This is a genomic window from Mycobacterium sp. UM_Kg27 (genome assembly GCF_000972905.1).
GTDB lineage: Bacteria > Actinomycetota > Actinomycetes > Mycobacteriales > Mycobacteriaceae > Mycobacterium.
Genome location: NZ_JRMM01000016.1, coordinates 1 through 22,569 on the forward strand (window position 1 = coordinate 1; position 22,569 = coordinate 22,569).

The 22,569-nt window shown below is 67.8% G+C and carries 22 protein-coding genes, 1 tRNA gene and 1 pseudogene; 14 read left to right on the forward strand and 10 right to left on the reverse strand.

Translation table 11 applies throughout. The features are described 5' to 3' along the window. The coding region (locus LI94_RS04580) for an MMPL family transporter (RefSeq protein WP_046300429.1) at window positions 1-937 on the forward strand (937 nt) is incomplete at its 5' end. Here the strand turns inward: LI94_RS04580 and LI94_RS04585 are convergent. Beyond that, window positions 913-2,340: a YdiU family protein gene (locus LI94_RS04585; protein WP_046300430.1), complete on the reverse strand. Its 1,428-nt coding sequence runs from the start codon at window positions 2,338-2,340 to the stop codon at window positions 913-915. The two genes, LI94_RS04580 and LI94_RS04585, sit on opposite strands and share 25 nt — an antisense overlap. An 89-nt stretch (window positions 2,341-2,429) precedes the next feature. Here LI94_RS04585 and LI94_RS04590 point away from each other — a divergent pair, with 89 nt between their 5' ends. Beyond that, window positions 2,430-3,215, forward strand: a complete 786-nt coding sequence (locus LI94_RS04590; RefSeq protein ID WP_239651152.1) for a S1 family peptidase — start codon at window positions 2,430-2,432, stop codon at window positions 3,213-3,215. Between the two features lie 75 nt (window positions 3,216-3,290). Continuing rightward, window positions 3,291-3,758, forward strand: a complete 468-nt coding sequence (locus tag LI94_RS04595; protein WP_046300432.1) for a hypothetical protein — start codon at window positions 3,291-3,293, stop codon at window positions 3,756-3,758. Window positions 3,759-3,768: 10 nt separating this feature from the next. On the opposite strand, the gene LI94_RS04600 is transcribed toward LI94_RS04595, so the two are convergent. Together LI94_RS04600 and LI94_RS04605 are read right to left on the reverse strand one after the other, a co-directional pair. Next, entirely contained in the window at window positions 3,769-4,176 is a 408-nt protein-coding gene (locus tag LI94_RS04600; protein ID WP_046300433.1) for a hypothetical protein, read from the reverse strand. A 66-nt stretch (window positions 4,177-4,242) separates the two neighbouring features. Then, a complete protein-coding gene (locus LI94_RS04605; RefSeq protein WP_046300434.1) occupies window positions 4,243-5,811 on the reverse strand; it encodes a carboxyl transferase domain-containing protein in 1,569 nt (522 codons plus the stop codon). An 88-nt stretch (window positions 5,812-5,899) separates the two neighbouring features. On the opposite strand from LI94_RS04605, the gene LI94_RS04610 reads away from it, so the two are divergent. The 5 genes from LI94_RS04610 to LI94_RS04630 all read left to right on the forward strand — a co-directional run bounded on the left by LI94_RS04610 (window position 5,900) and on the right by LI94_RS04630 (window position 9,567). Next, on the forward strand, window positions 5,900-6,745 hold the full coding sequence (locus tag LI94_RS04610) for a class I SAM-dependent methyltransferase (protein WP_046300456.1): 846 nt from the start codon (window positions 5,900-5,902) through the stop codon (window positions 6,743-6,745). 65 nt (window positions 6,746-6,810) lie between these two features. Next, window positions 6,811-7,590, forward strand: a complete 780-nt coding sequence (locus LI94_RS04615) for a thioesterase family protein (RefSeq protein ID WP_046300457.1) — start codon at window positions 6,811-6,813, stop codon at window positions 7,588-7,590. 61 nt (window positions 7,591-7,651) lie between these two features. Beyond that, window positions 7,652-8,884 (forward strand): DUF4226 domain-containing protein, encoded by a 1,233-nt coding sequence (locus LI94_RS04620; protein WP_052739862.1) that lies wholly within the window; start codon window positions 7,652-7,654, stop codon window positions 8,882-8,884. Window positions 8,885-8,904: 20 nt separating this feature from the next. Continuing rightward, complete coding sequence (locus LI94_RS04625; RefSeq protein WP_024442628.1) at window positions 8,905-9,207, forward strand: hypothetical protein; 303 nt, start codon at window positions 8,905-8,907, stop codon at window positions 9,205-9,207. 12 nt (window positions 9,208-9,219) lie between these two features. Continuing rightward, window positions 9,220-9,567: a hypothetical protein gene (locus tag LI94_RS04630; RefSeq protein ID WP_024442627.1), complete on the forward strand. Its 348-nt coding sequence runs from the start codon at window positions 9,220-9,222 to the stop codon at window positions 9,565-9,567. 87 nt (window positions 9,568-9,654) lie between these two features. Here the strand turns inward: LI94_RS04630 and LI94_RS04635 are convergent, their stop codons facing one another. Next, entirely contained in the window at window positions 9,655-10,452 is a 798-nt protein-coding gene (locus LI94_RS04635) for a hypothetical protein (RefSeq protein WP_046300435.1), read from the reverse strand. A 116-nt stretch (window positions 10,453-10,568) separates the two neighbouring features. On the opposite strand from LI94_RS04635, the gene LI94_RS04640 reads away from it, so the two are divergent. The 4 genes from LI94_RS04640 (at window position 10,569) to LI94_RS04655 (ending at window position 15,862) form a co-directional block, all read left to right on the forward strand. Further along, entirely contained in the window at window positions 10,569-11,243 is a 675-nt protein-coding gene (locus LI94_RS04640; RefSeq protein ID WP_046300436.1) for an ankyrin repeat domain-containing protein, read from the forward strand. A 25-nt stretch (window positions 11,244-11,268) separates the two neighbouring features. Further along, the gene (locus tag LI94_RS04645; RefSeq protein WP_024442624.1) at window positions 11,269-12,144 is read left to right on the forward strand and encodes an oxidoreductase; all 876 of its coding nucleotides are present in this window, start codon (window positions 11,269-11,271) and stop codon (window positions 12,142-12,144) included. 177 nt (window positions 12,145-12,321) lie between these two features. Further along, window positions 12,322-14,688: a lysylphosphatidylglycerol synthase transmembrane domain-containing protein gene (locus LI94_RS04650; RefSeq protein ID WP_046300437.1), complete on the forward strand. Its 2,367-nt coding sequence runs from the start codon at window positions 12,322-12,324 to the stop codon at window positions 14,686-14,688. A 4-nt stretch (window positions 14,689-14,692) separates the two neighbouring features. Beyond that, a complete protein-coding gene (locus LI94_RS04655) occupies window positions 14,693-15,862 on the forward strand; it encodes an FAD-binding domain (protein ID WP_046300438.1) in 1,170 nt (389 codons plus the stop codon). Window positions 15,863-15,864: 2 nt separating this feature from the next. On the opposite strand, the gene LI94_RS04660 is transcribed toward LI94_RS04655, so the two are convergent. The 5 genes from LI94_RS04660 to LI94_RS04680 form a co-directional block, all read right to left on the reverse strand. Then, the gene (locus tag LI94_RS04660) at window positions 15,865-16,944 is read right to left on the reverse strand and encodes a galactokinase (protein ID WP_046300439.1); all 1,080 of its coding nucleotides are present in this window, start codon (window positions 16,942-16,944) and stop codon (window positions 15,865-15,867) included. Further along, window positions 16,941-18,023, reverse strand: a complete 1,083-nt coding sequence (gene galT / locus LI94_RS04665) for a galactose-1-phosphate uridylyltransferase (RefSeq protein WP_046300440.1) — start codon at window positions 18,021-18,023, stop codon at window positions 16,941-16,943. Before galT ends, LI94_RS04660 begins: the two co-directional genes overlap by 4 nt. Next, on the reverse strand, window positions 18,020-18,496 hold the full coding sequence (locus tag LI94_RS04670; protein ID WP_024442619.1) for a DUF309 domain-containing protein: 477 nt from the start codon (window positions 18,494-18,496) through the stop codon (window positions 18,020-18,022). The genes galT and LI94_RS04670 overlap by 4 nt, the downstream gene beginning before the upstream one ends. Before the next feature lie 21 nt (window positions 18,497-18,517). Then, window positions 18,518-19,303: a class I SAM-dependent methyltransferase gene (locus LI94_RS04675; RefSeq protein WP_046300441.1), complete on the reverse strand. Its 786-nt coding sequence runs from the start codon at window positions 19,301-19,303 to the stop codon at window positions 18,518-18,520. A gap of 86 nt (window positions 19,304-19,389) precedes the next feature. Next, window positions 19,390-20,988: an amidohydrolase gene (locus tag LI94_RS04680; protein WP_046300442.1), complete on the reverse strand. Its 1,599-nt coding sequence runs from the start codon at window positions 20,986-20,988 to the stop codon at window positions 19,390-19,392. A 116-nt stretch (window positions 20,989-21,104) separates the two neighbouring features. On the opposite strand from LI94_RS04680, the gene LI94_RS04685 reads away from it, so the two are divergent. Together LI94_RS04685 and LI94_RS22105 are read left to right on the forward strand one after the other, a co-directional pair. Further along, a complete protein-coding gene (locus LI94_RS04685) occupies window positions 21,105-21,536 on the forward strand; it encodes a pyridoxamine 5'-phosphate oxidase family protein (protein WP_046300443.1) in 432 nt (143 codons plus the stop codon). A 38-nt stretch (window positions 21,537-21,574) separates the two neighbouring features. Then, window positions 21,575-21,896 (forward strand): annotated as a pseudogene (locus LI94_RS22105) (2-oxoglutarate and iron-dependent oxygenase domain-containing protein); the annotation flags it as partial. A gap of 534 nt (window positions 21,897-22,430) precedes the next feature. Here LI94_RS22105 and LI94_RS04690 read toward each other — a convergent pair. After that, window positions 22,431-22,513, reverse strand: a tRNA-Tyr gene (locus LI94_RS04690). Window positions 22,514-22,569: the final 56 nt, after the last annotated feature.

Below are 22,569 nucleotides of genomic sequence, written 5' to 3' on the forward strand. Positions count from 1 at the left end.
TGTGTATAAGAGACAGGTCGGCGGCGACCGGGTGGGCGATCCCTCGGCGGCCACCGGAATCAAGGACGACACCGTGCTGCTGACCGTGGCCAGCACCGCCCCGCTGTTTTCGCAGCGTTCCGAAACCCAGCTCGATCGGCTGCATCAGGTGCCGCCACCCGGTCAGCGGACGGTGCAGATGGGCGGGCTGGCACAGATCAACCGCGACAGCGTCACCGCGATCACCGACCGGCTGCCACAGGTGCTGGGGCTGATCGCCGTCATCACCTTCGGGCTGCTGTTCCTGCTGACCGGAAGTCTGGTGTTGCCGATCAAGGCGCTGATCCTCAATGTGTTGTCGCTGGCCGCCGCGTTCGGGGCGCTGGTCTGGATATTCCAGGACGGGAATCTGGGAGCGCTGGGCACGACTCCCACCGGAATGTTGGTCGCCAACGTGCCGGTGTTGCTGTTCTGCATCTCGTTCGGGCTGTCGATGGACTACGAGGTGTTTTTGGTGTCGCGGATCCGGGAGTACTGGCTGGCTTCGGGGCGCACCCGCGCCGACAACGACGAGAGTGTGTCGCAGGGCTTGGCGCATACCGCCCGGGTGATCACCGCAGCGGCACTGATCATGTCGATCTCGTTCGCGGCGCTGATCGCCGCCCAGGTGTCGTTCATGCGCATGCTCGGCCTCGGTCTGACCTTGGCGGTGCTGGCCGATGCCACGCTGATCCGGATGGTGTTGGTGCCGGCGTTCATGCACCTGATGGGCAGGTGGAACTGGTGGGCACCTCGTCCGCTGGCACGGCTGGCGCGGCGTTTCGAGATCAGTGAGAACGGCGGATCAAGGGGCCGCCATGCCGCGCCGCCGGGACTGCGGACCCCGCACGTGGCGTCGCATCATGGCGCGCATCGGGCGGCTGACCGGAGCCGTCAGGTCCCGCAGAAGGTGCGGTAGGCCCCGAACTCCGGCGGTGCCGGAGCGGCGTATGCCGCCAAGCCATCGCGCTGCCGGTAGGGCTCGGCGATCACGTCCAACAGCTTTTCCACCGGCGAGAGATCGCCGCGCATCGCCGCCGTCAACGCGTGTTCCACCAGGTGATTGCGCGCGATGTAGACCGGATTGACCTGGTCCATCGCGTCGACATCAGGCTGCAGGGCCCGCCAGCGGACCAGCCAGTCGCCGAACACCGCGGGCAGCGCGTCGGTGTCCCCGCGCCCGGCCGCCGCGAGCTGCCGGAAGAACGAGGTGTAGTCCACCTGGTTGTCGGTCATGAGCGCCAACGCCTGGTCGATCAGCGCGGCGGCCTCCACACTGGCGGACAACCCGAATTTCGCCAGCATCCCCGCCGACCACAGGCCGTGATAGCGCGGCATGAAACCTTCCAGGGTCTCCACCGCCACCGACAGCGCCAGCTCCTCGGTGGCGGCCAGCAGCGGCAGGATGGCCTCGGCGAAGCGGGCCAGGTTCCACTGCGCGACCAACGGCTGGTTGCCGTAGGCGTAGCGCCCAGCGTGGTCGATGGAGCTGAACACCGTCGCCGGGTCGTAGGCCTCCATGAAGGCGCACGGCCCGTAGTCGATGGTCTCCCCGGAGATGGTCATGTTGTCGGTGTTCATCACTCCGTGTACGAATCCGGCCAGCATCCAGCGGGCGATCAGCGAGGCCTGAGCTTCGACGACCGCTTGAAACAGTGCGAGGTAAGGGTTTTCGGCCTGCGCGGCGCCGGGGTGATGCCGGGCGATCGCGTAGTCGGCCAACCGGCGCAGCAACCCCAGGTCACCGGTGGCGCCAGCCTGCTGGGCGACCAGCTGGAAGCTGCCGACCCGCAGGTGGCTGGCGGCCACCCGGGTCAGTACCGCCCCGGGCACCGGGGCCTCGCGTTGCACCTGGGCTCCGGTGGCGACCACGGCCAAAGACCGGGTGGTGGGAATCCCCAGCGCGTGCATGGCTTCACTGATGACGTATTCGCGCAGCATCGGCCCGACCACGGCCAAACCGTCGCCGCCGCGGGCGAACGGAGTCGGCCCGGAACCTTTGAGGTGGATGTCGCGCCGGTGCTCGCCGTTGAGTTCGCCGAGCAGCAGGGCGCGGCCGTCGCCGAGCAGGGGCACGTAGTTGCCGAATTGGTGTCCGGCATAGGCCTGGGCTACCGGGGTGGCGCCGTCAGGAACGTCGGTACCGGTCAACAGGTTTAGACCGTCAGAGCTTTTCAGCCAGGCCGGATCCAAGCCCAGTTCGGCGGCCAGGTTCTCGTTGAGCACCAGCAGCTTCGGCTCCGGTGGAGTGGCGGCCTGCCAGGGCTGCGCCAGTTCGGGCAACTCGCGGGCAAAGTCGGCGGTCAGTATCGGAGACGCCATCTGGCCAGCCTACGCAACGGGGGCTTTCGCGGGTTCCCGGTCGCAGCCGCCGTATCCGCACCTGGGCGGCGACCGCTACCGTTGCCACGGTGACGGGACGGCGCCGCTGGGAGATGCTGACGACGGCGGCCTGGCGGATCGGGACCGTTGTCGTCGTCGCCGCGATCTTCATCGGCCTGTACCACGTGAATCGCACCCATCCGGCGCGCCCCGTGGTGCCGGTCCCGATGGCGCACGCGATCGGGCCCGGTATCGGCATCAACGTCTCCCCCGCCGACGACCAAGCCGCTATCAGCTGCACCACCGGATTCCTGGTGCAGACCCGCGACGGCCGGCCCGGGCTCCTGGTGGCCGGGCACTGCAACCCGGGCGGCGGCCCGGGGCAGGTGGTGATCCGTCACGGTGGCGCGTTCGCCTATCGCACCATCGGCACCTTCACCGAGACCGTCAACGATGGCAGCAACTGGGATGACTACGACATCGGACTGATCACCCTGGAAGATCCGGGCAAGATTCCCTTGACGTCGGTCATCGATGGGCATCCGGTGGTCGGGCTAGCCGAATATGTGTCGGTCGGTGATGTGCTGTGTCACTACGGAATACGCAGCGGCGGGTCACTGTGCGGGCCGGTAGTGGCCAGCGAGGCCAACAAGGTCCGGTTTGAAGCCGGCGGCACCTGCGGAGACTCCGGCGGGCCCGTCTACCGACTGCGCGAAGACGGCTCCGCCGAGGCGGTCGGCATCTATATCGCGGTGTCCGACGGCACCTACTCCGAGCCCAAGTGCGAAGACCCGCACCCCTTCTCGATCGCCCAGACCATCGCTCCGTGGCTGTCGGCCTGGGAGCTGACTTTGGACACCTCCACCGGCAGCTGACACGGCCGCAGCGGTGCTGGCGGCGGCCACCCAATGCTCGTAACCTGGTGAAACCAGGTCCAGGAGGGCAGCGCGATGAGTGTGTCAGAACAATCTTCGGCCCGCACGCGGATGTTCGCCCGGGTGATCGGTCCGTTCCTGCTAATCCTCACTTCGACCGCGATATTTCGCGCGCCGCAGGTGTGGGAACGAGTCTCGGACTACGGGACCGACCCGTTGTTGTTGTGGGTGGCCGGGGCGTTCACGCTATTGGTCGGCCTGGTCGTGGTGGCATTTCACCCATATTGGCGCGGCGCGGCGGCGATCTTCGTGTCGGTGACGGGCTGGATCACCGCGATCAAAGGGTTCGCACTGAGCGTGTTTCCCGACGCCGGGATGTCGACGGCAAACATTGCGATGCGCGCCGAGGGCTGGGCGCGCGCCGCCTACGTGCTGTTCGCACTGATCGGGCTGTATCTGACCTATGTCGGGTGGGCGCCAGAGCGGAACCGGCCGGCGCCGCTGCCGGCCAGCGGTGATCGGGATCTGCGCTCGGCTGCGTGACACGCCACCGCTAGCGGGTTGCCACCGCGCGAATTTCCCGCAACAAATGGTTCGTCGCGACGACGTGCAGCCGCGTCCCGATGACCAGGGCGCGATAGATGCCGCCGTGAAGTCCGGGGAAGGTTCCGTAGCTGTGGGCGTGGATGCGCGTTGCGTCCGCCTGGTCGTCGGTGAGTTCGAACACCAGCCGGTAGCGCGAGAAGCGATGCTGCCCGGCAAGTTCAAGACGTTGCAGCTCAACACTTTCGGCCACTTCGAAGCCGGCGCGGGGATGCAACCCGAGCGGCGCGAGCAGTGGATTGCGTTCGTTGGCGGCCAACATGGCCTCGACATAGCGCCGCAGGGCGCTCCACACCACGGTGCGCGGCGCGTCTATCCGCAGCGTGTGCTCATCGATGTAGGGCAGGTCGATGGTCATGCGAATCACCTTGTCTGGTTCGGGGTGTGCCGAAATGCGTCGGATGCCACACAACGGCGCGGCTCTTTAGAACGTGTCGACGAACCTCCGCGGTGGCAGGTCGCGGCCGAACCCGGCGGACGCCGCCAGGGTGGCGATGATCAAGCCGCGCGTCTCCGCGGGGTCGATGACATCATCGATCTCGAAAAGAGTTGCGGCGTTGAGCGCTTTGGCATTCTCCTGTGCGATGGCGGTGGCGTGGCGGACGCGTTCCTCGCGCTCATCGGGATCGGCGATGGCGTCGAGTTCCTTACGCAGCCCCAGCCGGACCGCACCTTCGAGTCCCATCGGCCCCAGATGCGCGCCCGGCCAGGCGACGGTCAGCAGCGGTTCGTGGAGACTGCCGCCCATCATGGCCTGGGCGCCCAAGCCGTAGCCGCGCCGCAGGATGACCGCGATCAGCGGCACGCGCAGCGCCGCGCCGGCCACCAACAGCCGAGAAGCCCTTCGCACCAGCGCTTCTGCTTCAGCGGCAGGACCGACCATATAGCCGGGGCAGTCGACCAGCGACACGATGGGCAGCCCGAAGGCGTCGCATAACTGCAGGAAACGTGCGGCCTTGTCGGAGGCGGCAGCGGTGATGGCCCCGGCCATCACCATGGTGTTGTTGCCGATGATCCCGAGCGGCCGGCCGTCGATACGAGCCAGGGCGGTGACCATCTCGGGCGCGAACTTCTCCCGCAGGAACGTCACCGAGTCAACGTCGGCGATGGTCTCGATGATCGGCTTGAGCGGGTAGGCGCGCCGTGCCCGCTCGGGGATCATGCTGCGCAAGGCGTTCTGGTCTGCCACCACGCCGGGGGCGGTAGCGCCTTGGAAGTAGCCGAGGACTTGCTTGGTCACCGCGACGGCCTCGGCTTCATCGGCCACCACCACGTCGACGACGCCGTTGGGTGCCTGCACCGACAACGGGCCCACGTCATCGGGTGCGACGTGGCCCAGTCCGCCGCCGGCGATCATCGCCGGGCCCGCCATGCCGATCGAGGTGTCCGCGGTCGCGATGATCAGATCCGAGACGCCGGCGATCACCGCGTTGCCGGCGAAGCAGCGGCCTTTGACCACCGCGATACGCGGCACCAGACCGGACAGCTTGGCCCACAAAGCGAAAGCCGGAACGTCGAGTGACGACACCGTCGGATAATCGGTGTCACCGGGCCGGCCACCGCCGCCCTCGGCAAAGAAGACGGTGGGCAGGCGCATCCGTTCGATGAGCTCGAACAGACGGTCCTTCTTGAAGTGGCCGACCGCGCCCTGCGTTCCCGCCAAGACGGTGTAGTCGTAGGACAACACGGCGCAGGCGCCGCGTTCGGGTCCAAACAGTGCGCCGTTGATGGTGGCCGTTCCCCCCAGCAGGCCGTCGCCGGGGGTGTTGGCAATGAGGTCGTCGATGTCACGGCGAGCGCGTTGGGCTGCGATCGCGAACCGCCCGTACTCCACGAAGGTGCCGGGGTCGACCAGGTCGGCGATGTTCTCGCGGGCCGTACGGCCCCCGGCGGCGTGCCGGCGTTGCACTGCCTGCGGGCGGGCGGTGTCCTCGGTCAGCGCGCGACGACGCAGCAGCTCGAGGTGATCGTCACGCAGCGGAGCGTCGGCCATGTGGGATTCCTTCGCCGGGGTGTTGACCTAGACCAACATCATGGGCCGCGCGGCGTCCACCCCGACTTTCGGCCCCTACCCTGAGGGCATGGCGAACGAGGAACAGCAGCAGGCCTGGGCGGCCCAGGGTATCGACTGGGTGGACAACGCAGCGATCTTCGAGGCGGTGCTGGCACCGTTCGCCGACGCGGTCCTGCAGGCCGCCGGCATCACTGCTGGTGAGCGGGTGCTCGACATCGGCTGCGGCTCGGGCACCTTGCTGCACCGCGCGGCGACCCTGGGCGCCGTTCCGTTCGGCGTGGACATCTCCGAGCCGATGGCACAGGCGGCGCGCCGGCGGGTACCGGCGGCCACCGTGATACTCGGCGACGCCCAGACCATCGACCTGCGCGCAGCCGCGGACGGGTCCTCGTTCGACCGGGTCGTCTCCCGGTTCGGGGTGATGTTCTTCGACGATCCGGTGGCCGCATTCACCAACATCCGCCGCGCGGCGGCTCCGAGCTCCCGGCTGGCGTTCGTGTGCTGGCGCGACGGCGACAATCCGATGTTCACCGCGGGCATCGACGTCCTGGCCGCCAAGTTGGAGACTCCTCCGGCTGCGCTGGAACCCACGACGCCCGGCCCGCTGGCCTTCGGCAATCCCGAGCGGGTGCGAGCCGTTCTGACCGACGCGGGCTGGACCGACGTCGCGCTGGAAGCGTTCGACGGGGTCTGCAACTTCGGGATCGACGGTAGCGATGGCGTCGAAGAACGGCTGGCGTTGATCCTGGCCAACCGCACCGGGCGGCAGGCCCGTGCCGAACTAGAGACCAGGCTGGGTGCCGACGGCTGGGCCGGCGTGGTCGAGGAGCTGCGTGACGAGCTGCGCCGGCAGCGGGTCGACGGTGTGGTGCAGTTCCCGGGCCGCACCTGGGTGGTCACCGCGATAGCGTGACCGATGTCGTTCCACCCACCCGAAGGATCTCCGTGACCGCCTCCTCGCACCCCTTCGACCGTGCCATGCAGCTCGAGACCGTCGACGCCGGGACTTTTCGTGGTGTGACCCAGCCGGAGTGGGCCAACATGGTCGGGCCGTTCGGCGGGATCACCGCGGCGGTGTTGCTGCGCGCGGTCGAATCGCACCCCGAGCGCATCGGCGATCCGCTGGCGCTGTCCGTCAACTTCGCCGCGCCGATCGCCGACGGCGAGTTCGACATCTGCGTGCGCGCCGCCCGGACCAACCGTAGTAACCAGCATTGGGTGCTCGAGCTGCGCCAGGGCGACGAGGTCAGAACCACCGCGACCGCGCTGTTCGGCCTGCATCGCGACACCTGGGCCGACGACGAAAGCCACCCGCCGAGCACGCCCGCTCCCGAGGACGTCGCCCCCGGCCGGTTCGTCGATGCCATCGTCTGGGCCAAGCGCTACGACATGCGCTTCACCGACGGCCCGGTGCCACTCAGGGCCGTAGCGCCCAGCGCATCGTCGACCACCACATTGTGGGTGCGCGACGCCGAGGACCGGCCGCTGGACTTCGCGGCGTTGGCGTGCCTGTCGGACGTGTTCTTCCCTCGGGTGTTCTTGCGCAGCGGCCGGTTCCTGCCGGCCGGCACCATCTCGCTGACCACCTATTTTCACGCCGACCAGGGCGAAATTGATTCGCTCGGAAGCGATTTCCTGCTGGCCAGCGCGCACGCCAATCGATTTTCACGCGGCTACTTCGATCAAAGCGCGCACCTGTGGTCGCGGGCGGGCCGGCTGCTGGCCAGCACGCATCAGCTGGTGTACTTCAAGGACTGACGCTCAAGACGCGGCCTCGGGTGAATACCGGAATCGCCGTCGCTGAACTAGCGTCGCGGGTATGCCCGAGGAACTCGGCGCCCACGCCGATGCCGCGCGAGCACGCGAGGATGTCCTGGCGCGGCGACTGCAGAGATCCACCCAGGCCGACCGGGCTTTCCTGGCGACGGTGCGCGGTGCCACGCAGGTGGCCCTGCGGGGTCGCACACGACTCGACGGCATCGAGGCCGAGATCCGCGAGGCGTTAGCCCACAATCGCGCGTCGGCGTTGAACACACCCGCGGGAGCCCGGCAGTTCCAGCGGTTCCTGACCGCCAAGACCCGCGACATTCATCAGGTGATCGCCGACACCGTCGTGGACAGCCACGCCCGTGCGCAGGCAGTGCACTCGCTGGGCGGCGGTTACGTGGCCGAGGACCCTCGCAGGCGCGGCGTCCAAACCGTCGACTACGTGACACACAAACGGTCGCCGGCAACCGCCGATGAGCGCCGGCTCAATCAGATCGATGCCTTCCGGGAGTCCTTCGGCCGCGACCCGATATCGACCTCGGACTGGGCGACTGCGGCCGCCCTGGATCCGGAGACGTACGACCCGAAATTCCAGGGGGTGCAATCCGAGATCCGGGTGGCCCGGATAGATCCGGTGCCCGGACAGGGCGTGGTGCGCGCGTCGCAGTGGATCCCGCAGCGCGATGTCAAGAGCGGCTTCTTTTCTCGCGACTTCGGCAACAATCGTGGACCCGATGCGCGCTTTGATCCCGAGGACACCAAGGTCACCACCTACATCGACTACGAGAACGGCATCGTGGTGATGCGACAGAACCCCTCGGTTGAACTCAACGGCAGCGGCGGCCCTGGCAAAGTGGCAGTCGGTGTGCCCCAGGGCAGCATCTGGCAAGCCCCGGATGGATCGGTGCGCATCAAGTACGACGCGGGGAACCCGCTGGTGCCCGGCTTCACGACGGACGCGCAAGGACCACTGCGTGACAATCGGCTCAGCGTCAACGGCGATCTGGTGTTCACCCCGGGACACGACGGCGTCTACATCGACGGGACCCGTACCAATTATCCGTCGCTGGAGGTCTACCAGGATCTGCCGAATGGCAGTACCCACACGGTGTTGATCGATCCGGCGCACTCGGGTAATACCTGGCTGGGCCCGGTCACCAATCTGCCGATCCACCACGAGGTCGGTGTCGGCAGTTCTCGGTTCGCCGCGTTCGACGACGCGGCGGCTCGTGATTTCGGGCCGGTCTATGCGCCGCCATCCGTCTCGTCGAGACCAATCAGCTAAGCGCCGTCGAAGGAGCCGTCATGGCCACCACCAACCCAACAGCCCGCTACGGACCCCGCGGCTTCCTCGCCACGCTGGCGACCATCGCGATCGTCGAGACCGCGACGTGGGCTTGGCTGCCCTTCTGGTTCGCCAGCATCTTCTTCTTTGTGCTCGCAACGGTAGTGGTGGTACCGACCGGACTATTCATGCGGGAACTGCCCGACACCGCGAGCCAGGTCGGGCGCGGGATCCTCATCGGATACCTCGCAACTCCCCTGACCATCGCCGCCACCGTCATCCCCGCCACCGTGATCTACCAGCTACTGCAGCATCTGCACTGAGAGGACTCGGCCATGCTCAATCGACTGAGGGCACGAATTCTCGTTCAGGACAACGAGGTCTGGCGAACGGCCACTCGATCAGCGCCGATCGTCGTCCAGATCGTGTTTGCAGGGGCGTTCGGCGTCGGATGGCTACTGGGCCACTTGCCGATAGACAGCCATGCCGGCTATCGCATCATGCTTGCCGCCACGGTCGCCATCACAACCGCCGCGTCGCTGCTGATCGCCGCAATAATCTTGCGTTCAGAGTCACCGCGCCGGCGCGGCCTGGGGCTGGCCGTGGGCGGGTCCGGTCTGGCCCTGGCGGCCGGCGGGTTGCCATGGGCACTGATTTTTTTGTCGCTGGTGGACACCATATGAGCTACCCGACTGTCGAAGCACTGCGGCCCAAGCGGTTTCATCGTCGCAATGGCCACCATCCCCTGGCCGTCATCCCGCCCGTTGTCGTCACCCAGCTACCGCATCGGGCCTGAAGTCACCGGGACGCCGCGGGCCGTCGTACTTGCCGTTGAGCAGCTTTGACACCGTGCCAGGCTTCCAGGGCCGGCCAGTCGGCGTGCGCTGCCCGGCCGAGTTGAGCACCCGCGCCGTGGCCGCCTGGGTGACACCGCATCCGTCGACCAGCCAGCGCACGTAGCGCTCCAGGTGCTCCTTGCGTTCCGGCCACGGCACCGAGGGCGAGGGCAGGACCGGGGGCCCCGGGTGCCGGCCCGCCCTGTTGGCGCCGGACGGGATGCGCCGCACCGTCTGGGGACCGCGGGCCGCTCTGAGCGCCAGCTCGATCTCCCGGCTCAGACTCTCGGCACCCTCGGCAGCCAGCGCCGCCTGATCGAGGTCGTCGACGGCCCGGACCTCCCGGCGCAGCGCGAAATCGATCTCGTTCATCCCACCCTCGGTAGGCGCCTCGAACAGTTCCCGGGTCAGCCGCAGGTTCAACCCATGCCGTTGCAGTACCAGGCTGATCCGCCGCAGGTGCTGCTCGCGGATGAAATCCGGGCCGGGAAACGGCACCCAGACATCCATCCGGCCGCCGATCGCGCGGCCCAGCGCGGCGACCACCGCGTCGACCTCGGTCAAGTCGTCGGTACCACCGGCCGCCCCCTCCTCGAAGCCGAACGCATCGATAACCACGCAGTGCTGCCGGGCGGCATCGGTAGCCAGATCGGCGCGGTGATCGACAGTCTCACGGTCACCGAGCAGCAGCACGCGCGTGACGACCGACGGTCTGTCTGCAGAGTCCGACATTGTTGCCTCCCGCTCGGTGTTTCTCGTGTGAGGAATCTATCGGCAGGCACCGACAACCTTTGTCGCCCAACCTCGCCCGAGGGCAGCTGTCAGACCCCCGCGCTACGGTTCCGGGCATGGACGAACCCCCTATAGCTTGGCCCGGTGTGCTGGAACCTTCACTGATGTCGGAGGAGACCGTCACAGCCGGGCACAAAATGGCAGACGCGGCCGAGGCCGGCGACTGGCCGGCGTTGTTCGATCTGCTTGATGCCGACCCGGCGCTCAGCGCCAACCAGTGGCGGCCCGGCAGCACCGACTGGGTTTCTCCGCTGCACCAGGCAGCCCGTCACGGCGCACCGACGAAAGTCGTTGCGGCGCTGATTGAACGGGGTGCACTACGTTCACTGCGCGACGCCAGGGGCTGGGCCGCGCGCGACGTGGCATTCGCTCACCGGCACCCGATACCCCTGATCAGCCTTCTTATCCCGCCGGCTTCCCCGCTGTCGATGGAACGGACTCGGGCTCTGGACGCCAACCTGGAATGGGTGATCCACGGCAGCGTTCGTGCCGCCGGCATCCTCGACGGCCACACCGACCGCGACCTGCACCGGGTGCTGCGCCTTCCCCCGGTGGCGGTGCTGCATGAGGCGCCCGGCCGGTCGGTGCAGCTGGTGATTCCGCGTATTCCTGGCGGTATTCGGGTCACCTTGCGTGCCGACTACTTGGAGACCGCCGGGGCCGGGCAACGCCACGTGATCACCCACCGCGGCGCGGTGTTGGTCGCCGAAGACGGTGCGGGCACCGCCTAGTCCAGCGGCAGGTACCGTGACCAGCATGTCTTTCAGAATCGCGGACACCCCCGATCAGTCCGGCCGCACTTTCGTGGTGACCGGCGCCAACGGCGGCCTGGGTGAGGTCGTCACCCGCACCCTGGCCGCCAAGGGCGCCAGCGTGGTGATGGCGTGTCGCAACACCGCCAAAGCCCAGGAGATCGCCGACGGCATCGACGGTGACGTCACGGTGGCGGCGCTGGACCTGGGCAGCCTGGCCTCGGTGCGCGACTTCGCCGCGCAGCAGGGCGGCTTCGACGTGCTGGTCAACAACGCCGGAATCATGAACATCCCGATGCGGCGCACCGTGGACGGCTTCGAAACGCAGTTCGGCGTCAACCATTTGGGACACTTCGCGCTGACCGGCCTGCTGTTGGACCGGATCAGTGACCGGGTGGTGACGGTGTCGAGCATCGCGCACAAGCAGACCCCCAAGTTCTGGGTCGACGACCTCAACTATGAGCACCGCCCCTACCAGCGCAACCTCGCCTACGCCCAGTCCAAGCTGGCCAACCTGATGTTCGCCCGCGAGCTGCAGCGGCGCCTGGTTGCGGCCGGCTCGCCGGTGCGCTCCTACGGCGTGCACCCCGGGGTGTCGACCACCGACCTGTTCGACAACGACAAGACCATCGTCGGGTTGATCGCCAAGTACGGCCTGCCGCTGGTCGGCCAGCCGCCGGAGCGGGGCGCCGAGTCGACCCTGTTCGCCGCGACCGTTCCCGACGCCGACCCGGACATCTACTGGGGTCCCACCAAGCTGAACCAGTCCCGCGGCCCGATGGGGCCGTGCCCGTCGAACAAGCTGTCCCAGGATCAGCGACTGTGGCGCCGGCTGTGGGAGGAGTCGGAGAAGATGACCGGGGTCAGCTACCCGCTCTAGTCGCTGCAAGCCGGGCACACCTGGTGCCGATCCTCGATGGTGACGGGTGTGGCACATGAGACTCACGCGGGCCGACGCGGCGCCATGTCGCCGACAATCCAGCGTGATACCGCAGCTCACCGGTTAAGTTGTGGCGAGCCGCCACGCGATGCGGCATGAGACGGACCGAAAGAGATCATGCGAGTTGAGGGGCGCGACGTCGCCGTCACCGGCAACCTGCTGCAGCCGCTGACCCGACGCACCAATGACATTCTGCGTCTGGTGCTGGCCGCACTCTTCCTCGCGACCGTCATCACCAGCTCGCTGGTCACCCGCTACGAATGGGTGGCACTCGAGCGGTCGGTGTCCCAGATCGTCGGGGTGCTCTCCCCCGTCCACGCCAACCTGGTCTACCTCGCCTATGGCATCGCGATCCTGGCGTTGCCGTTCGCGATCCTGATCGGACTGGTGGTCTCCAAGCAATGGAAGCTGCTCGGAGCCTATGCCGTGGCCGGACTGCTCGCAGTGGTGTCACTGTCGATCCGCAGTACCGGCATGGCCGCGCCGAACTGGCATTTCGACCTGTCCGATCGGCTGGCCACCACGCTGGCGCAGTTCCTCGACGACCCGCGGTGGATCGCCATGCTCGCCGCCATGCTCACCGTCTCCGGGCCCTGGCTGCCCGCCCGCTGGCGACGCTGGTGGTGGGCACTGCTGCTGGCGTTCGTACCGATCCACCTGGTGGTCAGCGCGATCGTCCCGGCGCGCTCGCTGCTCGGGCTGGCCGTCGGCTGGTTCGTCGGGGCCCTGGTGATCCTGATCGTCGGTACACCCGCGCTGGAGGTGCCGCTGGAGGGCACCGTCCGCACCCTGGCCCGCCGCCGGCACACCGTCTCCGAACTCGCCGTCATCCGGCCGGCCGGCCCCGGCCCGCTGGTGCTGTCGACCGTCGGCGACCACCCGGTGATCATCGAGTTGTACGGCCCCAACCAGCGCAGCGGCGGCGCGCTGCGACAGCTCTGGCGCAAATTCCGGTTACGCACCACCGAGACCGCGCCGCTGCATGCCTCGCTACACCGCGCCGTGGAGCATCGCGCGCTGATGGCGATCTCCATCGCCGATGCCGGGCTCGCCAACACCAACACCGTCGCGGTCGCCTCCCTCGACCGGGGCTGGACGCTATACGCCCACACCCCCACCAGGGGCACCCCGATCGCTGACTGCACCGCCAGCACGCCGGTGGCCAAGCCCTGGGAGTCCTTGCGGCACCTGCACGATCAGCAGATCTCGCACGGCGACCTGCGCGCCAAGGAGATGACCGTCGACGGCGGCCAGGTACTGTTCGGCGGCTTCGGCAATGCCGAGTACGGCGCCACCGACACCCAGCTGCAATCCGATATCGCCCAGTTGCTGGTGACGACGTCATCGCTGTACGACGCGGCCGCGGCGGTGGAGACCGCGATCGAGTACTTCGGCCGGACCGCAGTGTTGGCCGCGTCACGACGCCTCACCAAATCCGCGGTGCCCGCACGCCTTCGCAATGCCGTCCCCGACGTCGGCACGGTGATCGCCGCCGCCCGCGAGGAGGTCAAACGTCAGACCGGTACCGATCAGATCCAGACCAAGACCATCACCCGGTTCACCCGCAGCCAGCTGATTCAGTTGATCCTGCTTGGCGCCCTGGTCTACGTGGCCTATCCCTTCATCAGCCAGGTGCCCACCTTCTTCTCCCAACTGCGCCAAGCGAACTGGTGGTGGGCGCTGGTCGGGCTGATCGTCTCGTCGCTGACCTATGTCGGCGCCGCGGGCGCACTGTGGGCCTGCGCCAACGGCCTGGTCAGCTTTCGCAATCTGGCGATCATGCAGGTGGCCAACACCTTTGCGGCCACCACCACCCCGGCCGGGGTCGGCGGGTTGGCGCTGAGCACCCGGTTCCTGCAAAAGGGCGGCCTGAGCACCCTGCGCGCGACCGCCGCCGTCGCACTCCAGCAGTCGGTGCAGGTGATCGTGCACGTGATTCTGCTGGTTGTCTTCACCACCGCTGCGGGCGCCTCGACGGACCTGTCCCACTTCGTACCCGGTGCCACCATGCTGTACCTGATCGCCGGTGTGGCGCTCGGCTTGGCCGGCATTGTGCTGCTGGTGCCGAACCTGCGCCGATGGTTGACCACAGCGCTGCGGCCACGCCTCAAGGAAGTCACCGGCGACCTGGTGGAGCTGGCCCGCGAACCCAAGCGGCTGGCGTTGATCGTGCTGGGTGCGGCAGGCACCACGTTGGGCGCGGCGCTGGCACTGTGGGCCAGCGTGGAGGCCTTCGGCGGCAACACCTCCTTCGTCACCGTCACGGTCGTGACGATGGTGGGCGGCACGCTGGCCTCCGCGGCGCCGACGCCCGGCGGGGTGGGAGCCGTGGAGGCCGCCCTGATCGGTGGGCTGGCCGCGTTCGGTGTGCCCGCCGCGCTGGCGGTCCCGTCGGTGCTGCTCTACCGGGTGCTGACCTGTTGGCTGCCGGTGTTCGTCGGCTGGCCGGTGATGCGATGGCTGACAGAGAACGAAATGATTTGAGCCGATGCGGATTGCGATCAGCGGTGCGGGAGTAGCCGGGACGGCACTCGCGTATTGGCTGCACCGCACCGGCCATACTCCGACCGTGATCGAGCACGCGCCGGCCTTCCGCTCCGGCGGCTACATGATCGACTTCTGGGGCGTCGGTTACACCGTCGCCCAGCGCATGGGCCTGGAGGCCCAGATCCTGGACAAGGGCTACCAGATCGACTCCGTCCGAACGGTCGGCGCCGACGGCCACACCCTCGCCACGTTGGACGCCAACGTCTTTCGGGACTTACTCGGCGACGACTTCACCAGCCTGCCGCGCGGCGACCTGGCCGACACCATTCACGCAACCATTGCCGAGCACGTCGAGATGATCTACGGCGACAGCATCACCGCCATCGACCAGGACGACGACGGCGTCCGCCTGAGCTTCGGCCATGCCGGGCCGCGCGAGTTCGACCTGGTGATCGGCGCCGACGGGCTGCACTCCAACGTACGCCGGTTGGTGTTCGGCCCGGACGCGGAATTCGAGCACTACCTCGGCTGCAAGGTGGCCGCGGCCGTCGTCGAGGGCTACCGGCCCCGGGACGAACTGACCTACCTGACATACGCAGTCCCCGACCGGCAGGTGTCCCGTGTGGCGCTGCGCGACGACCGCACCCTGGCCTTGTTCGTGTTCCGCGACGCCTCACCTGACGTTTCCGATCCGAAGGTCCAGGTGCACAACCGGTTCGCCGATGCCGGCTGGGAGTGCCGCCAACTGTTGGCCGCCCTCGATGCCGGCGACCCGGGAGACCTGTACTTCGACGTGGTCAGTCAGGTTCGGATGACCCGTTGGTCGCGGGGCCGAGTGCTGTTGATCGGCGACGCCGCCGGGTGCATCTCGCTGCTCGGCGGTGAGGGCACCGGCCTGGCGATCACCGAGGCCTATGCGCTCGCCGGAGAGTTGCACCGGGCTCGTGGCGATCACCTGCGCGCATTCGATGCCTACGAAGCACGACTGCGCCCGTTGATCGAGGCCAAACAGTCCAACGCGCAACAACTGCTCGGATTCTTCGCCACCCGAACGCGTTTCGGCCTGTGGTTTCGCAACCTCGCGCTCCGGGCAATGAACCTGCGGATGCTGACACAGCTGTTCGCCGGCACGGTGCGTGACGATTTCGACCTGCCCGACTACGGAATCTGAGACTATCCCGCTCCGGCTGCCGCGTACACCCGGCTCACCTCCGGCTCGGGGTAGCCGGCCTCGGTGACCGCGGCGCGCACCGCGTCGCCCACCTTCAACGTGAGCGTGGCCGGCACCAGCGCGATCACGCAGCCGCCGAACCCGCCGCCGGTCATCCGGGCGCCGAGCGCGCCGGCGGCCACCGCACTGTCGGCAATCAGGTCGATGTGCTCAGTGGTGATCTCGAAGTCGTCGCGCATCGAGGCGTGCGATGCGGTGAACAAAGCTCCGGCAGTGGCGAAATCCCTTTCGGCGCAAGTCGCAACGAAATCCAGCACGCGCTCGTTCTCGGTCAGCACGTGCCGAGCTCGCCGGGCATCGACCGGGTCGGTGACCGCATCCAGCGCCTGAACACCCCGGTGCTGGACGTCGCGCAGCGATCCCACCCCCAATGCGGCGGCGGCGCGCTCACACGATGCGCGCCGGGCGGCGTACTCGCCGTCGACGTGGCCGTGCCGTTGGCCGGAGTCGAGCAGCAGCAGACTCACCCCGGACGCGTCCGGGTCGAACGGCACCGGGTGCACGGCGACATCACGGAAGTCGATCAGCAGCGCGCTGGACACCTCTCCGAAAAGGGAAGACAGTTGATCCAGCAATCCGGTTGGGGCTCCGACATAGTCGTTTTCGGCGCGCTGGCCGATCCGGGCCTGCTCGATGCGGTCGATATGCAGACCGGCCGCCGAGGCCAAGGCGCCGAGCACCGCGCATTCCAGGGCCGCCGACGACGACAGGCCCGAGCCGATCGGTACGTCGCTGCGAATGTCCATGGTGCCGCCGGGCACCGCGAAACCGCTGTCGCGCAGCGCCCAGATCACCCCGGCGACATAGGCCCCCCATCCGGTCGTCTGCCCGGGCGTGGTGTCCAGCGGAATGATCACCGGCGCATCGGCCCGGTCGCTGAGCACGGTGAGCGTGTCGACCTCGCCGGGGGTGAAGGTGACGCTGGTGCGTTGCGGCAACGCGATGGGCAGCGCGAAACCGGCGTTGTAGTCGGTGTGTTCGCCGATCAGGTTGACTCGTCCCGGCGCGGAGTAGGTGATCACAGCTCACGCAGCCTAGCCGCCACGGACTCCGGGGTGACGTCGGCGATGAACGCGTCCATCGCCGACTCCGAGGCCGCCAGATATTTCAGTTTGGTGGCGCTGCGCCTGATCGACATCAGCTCGACGTGGAAATAGCCGTCGGCCTGGGCGCCGTCGTTGCGGTACTGGTGCAGTGCGGCCATATAGGGCAGCGGGGCGTCGTAGAGGCGGTCGAAGCGGCCCAACAGATTCCGGTAGACGGTTGCGAAGTCGTCGAGTTCGGGATCGGTCAGGTCGGTCAGGTTGTGCACCCATCGGTTCGGATACAGGTGCACCTCGACGGGCCAGCGTGCGGCGAACGGCACGAACGCGGTGAAGTGGTCGGTCTGCGCCACGATCCGTGCACCCTCGGCACGTTCGGCCGCCAGTAGGTCGGCGAACAGATTCCGGCCGCGTGTCACTCGATGATCACGCGCTTGCGCCAGCATCGCGGCGGTGCGCGGGGTCAGGTAGGGGTAGCCGTAGATCTGGCCGTGCGGGTGAGCCAGCGTCACCCCGATCTCCTCGCCCCGGTTTTCGAAGCAGAACACCTGCTCGACGCCGGGGCGGGCCAGCAGATCAGCGGTGCGGTGCCGCCACGCCTGCACTACCAGCCGGGCATGTGCCGCCGACAGGTCGGCGAATGAGCCGGTGTGATCGGCGGAGAAGCAGATCACCTCGCAACGGCCGCTGCCCGATTCGGAAACGAACTCGGCACCGTCCGGCGGCGGGGAGACCACGGCACCGGCGCCGGCCAGACTGGGGAACCGATTCTCGAAGACCACGACGTCGTAGTCGGCCGCCGGCACCTCGCTGGTCTCACCGCTCGGTCCCGGGCACAGCGGGCACGCCTCGGCGGGGGGCTTATAGGTGCGGTCCTGGCGCTGCGCGGCGATGATCACCCACTGGCCGGTGGTGCGGTCGAAGCGCAATTGCGACGGCTCGGGGTCACGGGGAGGCAGCGGCCGCCGATCGGGCACCGGCACCGGGGCACGGCCGGGCAGGGCGAAGAACAGCAGGTCGCGGCCGTCGGCAAGCGTCCAGCGGATCGGGGCGCTCACGCGACCAGCCGCGGGTGCAACCGCTGCGGGGCGATCTCGACGCCGGCCGCCAGGTCGTCGGCCAACTGCGCGGCGAAGCCCAGCAATCCGGTGAGGTCGATCCCGAACGGGGCCGGGAGCCGCACCGTCGCCAGATGTTCGGCGCCGCGGCGCAACAGGCTGACCGCTCCGGCGACGTTGCCCCGCTGGACGTGGGTGACGCCGACGGCCAACTGCGCCAAGCCCTGCCACAGTTCACGCTCGGCGGCGGGCCGATGTTTCCAGGCGGCTTCCAGCACCTCGTGGGCGTTGAACGCCAGCCCGTCGTCCAGCAACAGCTGCGCATAGGCCAGCATCTGGGACGGCGGCAGGTCGAGGTCGTCGGGAACACCTTCGACCCCGCCCTGGCTGCCGCGGGGCAGCGGGCGGCCCAGCCGATCACGCGGGCGGGCGTTTCGGGGACGGCCCGAGTCGTCGCGGTCGCGGGTTGTCACCTGACCATCATGGCAAGCCGGTCAGGCGGGCTTGGCAGCAATCACCTCGATCGCGGCCATGTTGTTGCGATGGCGGCGGAACGTGGCGCGCATGTTGAGCACCCGGGACCGCGCGTCGGAATCGCGCAGCACGTTGAACACGAAGCGCAGCGCCCCGACCAGGCCCTCGTCGGCGATCAACCGGTGCGGCTCCAGCAGTGCCATCGGCGCGTAGGAGATTCTCTCCACGGTGAAGCCGGCCTCAGTGAGCAGCTCGGTCCACTCCGGGGCGGTCAGCGGCCGGGCATTGACCTTGATGGAGCGGGCCAAGGCGGTGCGGACCTCCTCCTTGACGGCCTCGGGCACCTCGGCGGGCTGCAACATCATTTCGTGGATGGCATAACGGCCGCCCGGCCGCAGCACCCGGAAGGCTTCCCGCATGATCTCGGACTTGTGGGTGTTGGTCTGCATGGTCAGCATCGCCTCGCCGATGACGACATCGGCGCTGCCAGCGGTCAGCCCGGTCTCCGACGCCTCGCCGGTGACCACTCGTCCCTTGTCGCCCACCACCGAGCGGACGACACCGGCTGCATGGTCGTCGGCCTCGACGCCGGTGTAGCTGCGCGGACTGTGCTGCAGGATGTCTTTCGCGGTGCGCCCCATGCCGGGCGCGAGTTCCACGACGTCGGCACCGGCGAGGTTCGCGTCGGCGAGCATCCGGTGGGTCAGCTCCAGCCCGCCCGGCCGAAGGACACGTTTGCCGAGGCGCGCGAAGAGCCAGTGTCCGGGGAGGTCAGCGGTCTTGCGGTCGGGCATCGGAAGTGTCATGAACGAAGGTTAGCCTTACCAGGCTTATCCCGCCAGATGACTTTAGACCCTTATATCTCCTTTAAATAGCCGGATGGTCGCGCGTGTCAGAACACCTGGCGACCGGCCAGGAAGGTAGCGCGTACCTCCAGATCGGCGACCGCCTCCGGGGCGACGGCCCGTGGATCCGCGGAGAGCACCACCAGATCGGCATACTTTCCCACCTCGAGGGAGCCGGTCACATCGTCGGCGAACAGTTGCCAGGCCGCGTCGAGGGTTTGCGCCCGGATCGCCTGCTCGACCGTGAGCCGCTCGTCGGGCGCCAGAACCCGCCCGCTGGGCGCAACCCGGGTGGCGGCGACGCTGATGTTGCGCAACGGCTCTTCGGGGGTGACCGGCGCGTCATTATGCAGCGAAATACGCATGCCCGTCGCGACGGCGGACGCCGCCGGCATCCACCGCGAGCCGTGTTCCTCCCCGAACAGTCCGTCGACCAGAACATCACCCCAGTAGTGCAGGTGGTCGACGAACAGGCTGCACGTGACGCCCAGCGCGGCGGCGCGGCGCAACTGCTCGGGGCGGATGGCGCCGACGTGTTCGAGGCGCAACCGGTGGTCTTCGCGCGGGTACCGCCGCAGCACGTCCTCGTAGACGTCGAGGATGGTGTCAACCCCGTTGTCGCCGTGCACATGGCAGGCCATCTGCCAGCCGTGCGGGAAGTACGCCTCGACGATGCGGGTCAGTTGTTCGCCGGTGTAGTTGGCGTGCCCGCACGAACCGGGTTCGACGCCGATGATGCGGGTGGCGTCGGTGTCCAGATACGGAAACGACAGGTCGATGTTGCCGATCCACGGTGAGCCGTCCACCCAGATTTTGATACCGATCTGGCGCGCCATGTCGTCGCCGTCCCCCGGCGACGCGTCGGTGTGCAACGCCTCGTTGGAGATCTCGTAAGTGCGCAGTCTCACGGTCAGCTCATTGCGCAGGTGGTCAACCAGCGGCCGGAACTGCGGTGAGAACGCCATCTCCGAAATCGTTGTCAGCCCGGCCCGGTTGAGCCGTGCGCATTCGGCGCGCAGCATCGCCGGGGCGTCGCCGGGCATCATCGCCTTGCCCAGCAATGGAATCAGCGCGGCGGTCTCCTCCGCGGTCCCATCCAGTTCGCCGGCGGCGTCGCGGCCGTATTTCGCACCGATGGGGTCGGGGGTGTCACGGCTCAACCCGGCCTGCCGGCCGGCCGCAGAGTTGAAGTAGGCCTTGTGCCCAGAGTTGTGCACGATCACCAGCGGGTGCTCCGGAGAGACGCTGTCCAGCCAGGCCAACGTCGGTTCGGGCAGACCCGGCTGCAGCAGCTGGTCCCAGCCGATCGCGTACGCCCCGTCGACGCCGCGCGCGGCCACCTCTTGGCGGATCAGGTCCACGACGGTGTCGGCGTCGGCCAGGGTGACCGGCCGAATATCGACCATCCGGCCGGACAGCACAACCGACTCCATCAGCGGATGCCCGTGCGCCTCGACGAAGCCGGGCATTACGCAGCCGTCGCCGATGTCGAGCACCCGGGTGTCCGGGCCGATGAACGCGTCCACGTCCGTGCGGTCGCCGACCGCCACGATGCGCCCGTCGGTGACCGCCAGCGCCTGGGCAGTCGGTTGCGCGTCGTTGACCGTGAGCACCGTGCCGATGACAACGAGATCCGCTACAGGCATTCCGGGCTCCTCTTGGGCAGGCATCGCCGGAGTGTAAGCCGAGGGAGGCGCCCCTGCCGGAGAGCCGCTCCGCGACCCGGTGGAATAGCCCGGGGACGACCGCTGTTCGAGCCGATATGCCCAAACCCTTCACCGAGACCGAGCGTCAACAGTTTCTCGCCGACAAGCACATCGCGGTGTTGTCCGTCGCCGCCACCGACGGCCGGCCCCCGGCCAGCGTCCCGATTTGGTATGACTACACCCCCGGCGGCGACATTCTGGTCAACACCGGTGCGGGCCGGCGGAAGGCCAGGCTCATCGAACAGGCCGGTGCCGTGACGCTGGTGGTGCAGCGCGAAGAACTGCCCTACCAATATGTGATCGTCGAAGGCACCGTGGTCAATGCGGTCACGCCGGCCCCGCTGCCGCAGCGCGAGGCCATTGCGATCCGCTACCTGGGCCAAGAAGACGGCCGGGCATTCGCCGCCAACATGGACGGCGACTCCAGCGTGCTGTTCACCATCCGGCCCGACCGCTGGCTGACCGCCGATTACTCCGGCGACCTGTAGCGCTTGGCTTTGGGCGCCTGAACCGAAGGCTCCCTGTGATGCTGCCGGTACTTGACCTGTCTGCCGCCGATACCGACACAGCGGCGTTTCGCCTGGCCTTGCGGGAGGCCACGCACACCCACGGCTTCTTCTACCTCACCGGCCACCGCATACCCGATGCGCAGATCACCGAGATCCTCGAGCTGGCCCGGCAGTTCTTCGCGCTACCGGAGGCGGAGAAGAACCAGATCAGCCAGTTTGAAAAGCCCGCATTTCCGGGGCTATTCACGTCTGGGCGGCGAGCTGACGAACGGGCGCGTCGACTGGCGAGAGCAGATCGACATCGGGCCGCAACGCCCTGCGCTACCCGACGCGCAGGGTGCGCATCCCGATGTGGCGGAACTGCACCACGGGATCACGCCGACGCCACGGCGCGAAAGATAACGGACCGATTTCCACAATTCCCAACGAATTTTCACATCGCACCATATTCTTGCCCCGATCTTTGGAGTCGGAGGTGGTGTGATGAAGCTGCTGCTGTTGTCTGCGGTCACAGCGATGTGGTCGGTCATTGCTGTCGCGGCGGGTGCCGGTGTTTCAGGTGCCGATCCATTCGTTCCGGGACCGACGAATTGCGGCGGCCCGGGTCAGCCTGGCTGCTTGCCCGGCATCCCTGCCGAAGCCCAATGTGCTCTCGTGGCGTGGCAGACCTTTCAGCCGTGCAACTGGCGGGGCGTAGCGGTTGCGCCCGGAACGCCAGGAAGCTGGTAGCACCAACTTCCCCGGCCCGGGATCTCGATCACTGTCCCCGGCCAGATCCAGCTGCGTCGCGACTGCTTTCTGCTGCGGACTCATGGCGGGCTACGGACGTCGAAAAAGTAATCAGGCCCCCTCGAAAGGAGGCCTGATCAGGTGTGGCAGGTACAGGATTCGAACCTGTGTAGGCTTCCGCCGACGGATTTACAGTCCGCTCCCATTGGCCGCTCGGGCAACCTGCCGTAGTGCGCCTAGCAGACTACAACGAGGATGTACCTCAGACACAAACGGCCAGCAC